The sequence below is a fragment of the Bacillus sp. EE-W1 genome, from assembly GCF_009760835.1.
GTDB classification, from domain to species: domain Bacteria; phylum Bacillota; class Bacilli; order Bacillales; family Bacillaceae_G; genus Bacillus_A; species Bacillus_A wiedmannii.
On the sequence record NZ_WIPE01000069.1, the window covers coordinates 65,321 to 69,533 of the forward strand.

The following is a 4,213-nucleotide window of genomic DNA, read 5'->3' on the forward strand; positions in this document are numbered from 1 at the left end:
GTTTGTTTAAAAGTAATAATGATTTTTACTCTTAGAGGGAGTTAGTATTCTTAGGTGATAGATATGGGGTACCGTCACATAATCATCAAATTGAGATATCAGTTGTTTCAAAACGAGCCGAACTTACATAAATAACTATCAATAGATAAAAATTTCATTCTGGGGGTACTGCAAAATATTAACTTGATGGGCATGTGGTGCTACCCCAAATATAAGTATTGAGTCAATGTATTCATCTTAAAGCGTAAAAAAAGACACAATGGAAAGTGTCTTTTTTACGTTGACATGCTATAAAAGAAGATGTAGTGATTAATCATAGTTTGTTGGATTCTTCTTGGTTGATAGTAGTATAACATTATCATTAGCGATTTTAAATACAATTATTCATATATAAAAATTTCATTACATTAAGTTTGTAGCTATGTTTTTTCTTCTTATATATGGTGCATAACTTAAAATTGTATAATGTCCTTCCATAAATCCTCCCTCATTGAAGTAGAAGGAACATCTATACTAGGAAACAAAAAACAAAAAAGGAACATTTTAATAATAGAACTAGATTTTATAGTAAAATAGATACCATGGTATGAATGTACGTTTTACATATGAGCCCAATGAACCATATGTTTATAGAATTGAGAAAGAGCTTAAAACAACTAAGTTACATATGTTAAGACAGTAATACTTCAAGCTGTATAGTTGGAAACGTCAGGAACTTAAATGATTTAAGATTCAAACTATATAAAAGATAAAGTATATGACTAAGGAAAAGAAGGTTTTGTAGTGTACTGCACATTCAAGAATTAATTCTTACGTAGGGAGTGCTTATATGAAAAGATTGAAACATGTAATATTGCTAGTATTATGCTTCTTATGTCTAAGTGGTTGTAATCAAGAAAATGGAGCTGAGGTAAAAGAATATATTAAAAAAAAACACGGTATTGATGTTGTTGTAACAGATTGGAGCCCGATAAATGAAAATAATGGTGGTAATACATACCATACTGTGCAAGAAAAAAATAACAAATATCTAAAATTCCGAGTAAAGGTACAAGGTCTCCTCTATTCATATCCAGTAGGTGATGAATACCAATATGAAAAAAAAACATATGAGGAATATAAGAAATTCAAACCAACACTAGAAGAAATGAAAAAATTAGGCTACGTGGAATCTGAAACGGAAAATGCTCTTCAATATATTTTAGATAGTAAAGATCCAGATGAAGGAAAACCAACTAATGAATTATTATTAACTTTGCAAATGAGTAACGAGATTGACTTTAGCCAATTGGATTCAGTAGAATTAGATCGTTTATATGCTCTATTTCAACTCATTCAGAAGAATAATAAAAAGATAACAGAACTAGAGATTAAGGATCAAAATGGTGAATCTTTAGGCGGACCTTTTAAAAATGTACAAAATATAATAACAAAAGAAGAACTGTTACAAACAATGAAATCTAAGATGTCAGATGCCATAAACAAATATTAGGAAAATCGGATTAGAACGCACACCAAAGTAGAAGAAAGATTACATGAAATGCAAAACGATCGATTTGCATTTCAAAGTATTACTTATTCAAGTTGAGATGATGAGGATAGTCGAAAATATTTAGTGACTTTAGTTATAAATACCACCAATAATATATTTGAAAACACTCCCCTTTTAATTGAGGATTTAATCAAAGTAACTACAATCCTTAAAGAAGAACTATATAATAAAAACTTTAACATCTATTTAACCAATAAGACAGGAACAATAAATAAAAATTGGTTATCGTCAAAAGAAATCAAAGAAGCAAATAACATCGAAGATCTTGTAAAAGAAAGAGATCTTGCGAATTAAATTTAAAGTCCTTTTCATGTTTGTTATTTGATGCGAATGCACAATATTTCGAAGTCTCAACCCAGGCTAAAAATCCCATGTATTTTTGAAAGAAAACCGCTTATATTTTCATTTTGAAGTATTTACTTTTCATAGCTTGATGGTGATGGGGTAGCGCCCTCAAGCTATGATTTTTAATTCCCCCAGAACGAAAACTTTATGCATCATTGACTACTGATAATGATGCTTTATGTAGATCACACAGTTAGATAGGGATATGCAGCCTAGAACAAAGGAAATCTGAAAAACAATAACAAAAACAGTCCTTTTATCAGGTCTTTTCTTGCATTTTCTCTGCTATACTCCTTTAAAAACAACTTAAGTCATACAACCTTCGTTATTCCTAGTTACTAAATAATAGTTTTGTTCATAATTTTGCAACATGTATAGACAGGTATATACGTTACAATCAACTTAGCAAATTACAAATAAATTTGCATTTCCTGTGCCCCTTACCTCCCAGTAAGGGGCGTACCCTTTTATAAATAATTATTTCAATACAACTTTTCCACAGTACTTTCACGTCTATTTCACAAATATAAGAATTCTCATATGTTCGACTTGGTACAACCTTTTCCAAGGAACTATATGCCGATACACGAATCCCTATTTATATAGGGATTTTTTATAAAGGAAGAATTCAAAAAAAGAAGGAGATTCCCCCTTCTTTTTTGAATTACGTGTCCCTTATTATTTACTATAACCATGATTCAGTTTCGTTAACTTTTCATTAATGTGAAAAATTCTTACTCTAATATCTTTAATACCAGATGCTTGAAGTCTATTCTTGTGCATTTCGGCGTATTTTTCAGCATCTTGTTTTTCTTCAAATACATAGATGCCTCCTGCTCCTTTCGTTTCTTGATTCTCCGTCCATATTTTCCAATGGAATCCTTCTTCTTCATTAATACTTTTTGCTAAATCCAAAAATGCTTTTTCCATTTCTTCACCAAAAGGACCTTCAAACGGAAAATCAACTTGCAATAAATATGCCATTTTCACTCACTCCTATGTTCAATATTTTCAATTCGAATGCATACAGTTTAACGGCCTTAGGTTATGTTTTTAAAAAAACAGCCATTCCTTAGTGAAACGGCTGTTTTCGTAATTCATTAAAAGCTCCCAGATTGCGGTATATATTTTTAAATATTATTTTGTTTTTTTGACTTGATTATAATAAAAGATGAACTTCGCGATTCGTTTATTAAATCTGGCATTTTCTCTATCCCTGCCAAAGTTGCTTGTGGTTCGATTATTTTATCCAGAGAAAGCCCGTGTTCAATTAAAGTATATATTAATGTGGCAACAGTTCTATGGTCAACTACCTCCACTGAGGTGACACGTTTCAGTGGGGGCTTGAGTTAGAACGCTAGGTCTTTTCATCTATCGCTAGACAGTTGACGCTCTAGCATTCATGCCACCTTATGGTAGCACCCCAAGTATGTTTTTGGTTGGTACTGGCAACGAACTATTGTTTTCCCACTTGCACCACCCTTTCGAAAAAGAGCAATTCTTCCTTATGGAAGAAGCCACCACTCAGATGAATCCGGCGTGTGCTACAAGCCCCGACAAGTCGAGTACACATGGATGGTTGACGCACCCACTAAGCTATGCGCGAAGCAACAGCCTTACGTTTTTGCACTTCTAATAGAATCGGCGTTTTCACTTTGAGATTGTCATCCAATTCTACAACTCTTGATTTTTCCAATGTATTCAATGCACCATTAATATCAGCATGGATACATGTTCCTGCCTTACTTTGGTACAGACCACGAGTGATTCGTTTGCCACTAAAGTGATAATGCGTCCTCTCATCCTTAGACCAAACTGGAACCGGATCTTTATCTAGAAAACTAGCTTTTGAAGTATAACTTTCTTCTTGTTTGAAAAATCGTATACCTTCTTTTATACATTTATTCTCAATCGCTGCAATCAGTTTATGAAACGGGATTTGAACAAATTGTTGATTATTCTTTTTTCCCATATCTGATTTTTGTTTCCAGCCAGCGTTATACCCTACGACAACCGTATCTATGCCAAATGCTTTCACTTTTTTGAACAGCAGGCCTACCGTTTGTGAAATGTAACCATTTATTTGTCTTTCCCGTTTATGCCAAAGTGCAGCCATTCTATTCGTTACAACGTATTTTGAAATTCCATTTTCAATATTTTTCTGCTGGAGATTACGTATCATTTTGTTGAAGTATTGGTTTATGGATTTTAATTTTTTTCCATCAATTAAGAAAGTATCGCCTGTATTTGTCACGCAACTTACTAATCTGTCTACACCTAAATCACAACTCAAAGCGTTACTCGTAGTCGTGGATG

The 4,213-nt window shown here is 32.7% G+C and carries 2 protein-coding genes and 2 pseudogenes; 1 reads left to right on the forward strand and 3 read right to left on the reverse strand.

All coding sequences use genetic code 11. The features are described from left to right. Positions 1–829 precede the first annotated feature (829 nt). Positions 830–1,846, forward strand: a pseudogene (locus GFJ36_RS16945) (hypothetical protein). Between the two features lie 729 nt (positions 1,847–2,575). Here the strand turns inward: GFJ36_RS16945 and GFJ36_RS16955 are convergent. The 3 genes and pseudogenes from GFJ36_RS16955 to GFJ36_RS16965 form a co-directional block, all read right to left on the reverse strand. Further along, positions 2,576–2,881, reverse strand: a complete 306-nt coding sequence (locus GFJ36_RS16955; RefSeq protein ID WP_097889862.1) for a monooxygenase — start codon at positions 2,879–2,881, stop codon at positions 2,576–2,578. Positions 2,882–3,027: 146 nt separating this feature from the next. Further along, positions 3,028–3,210, reverse strand: a pseudogene (locus GFJ36_RS16960) (SAM-dependent methyltransferase); the annotation flags it as partial. A gap of 278 nt (positions 3,211–3,488) precedes the next feature. Then, the coding region (locus GFJ36_RS16965) for an RNA-guided endonuclease TnpB family protein (protein WP_157349699.1) at positions 3,489–4,213 on the reverse strand (725 nt) is incomplete at its 5' end.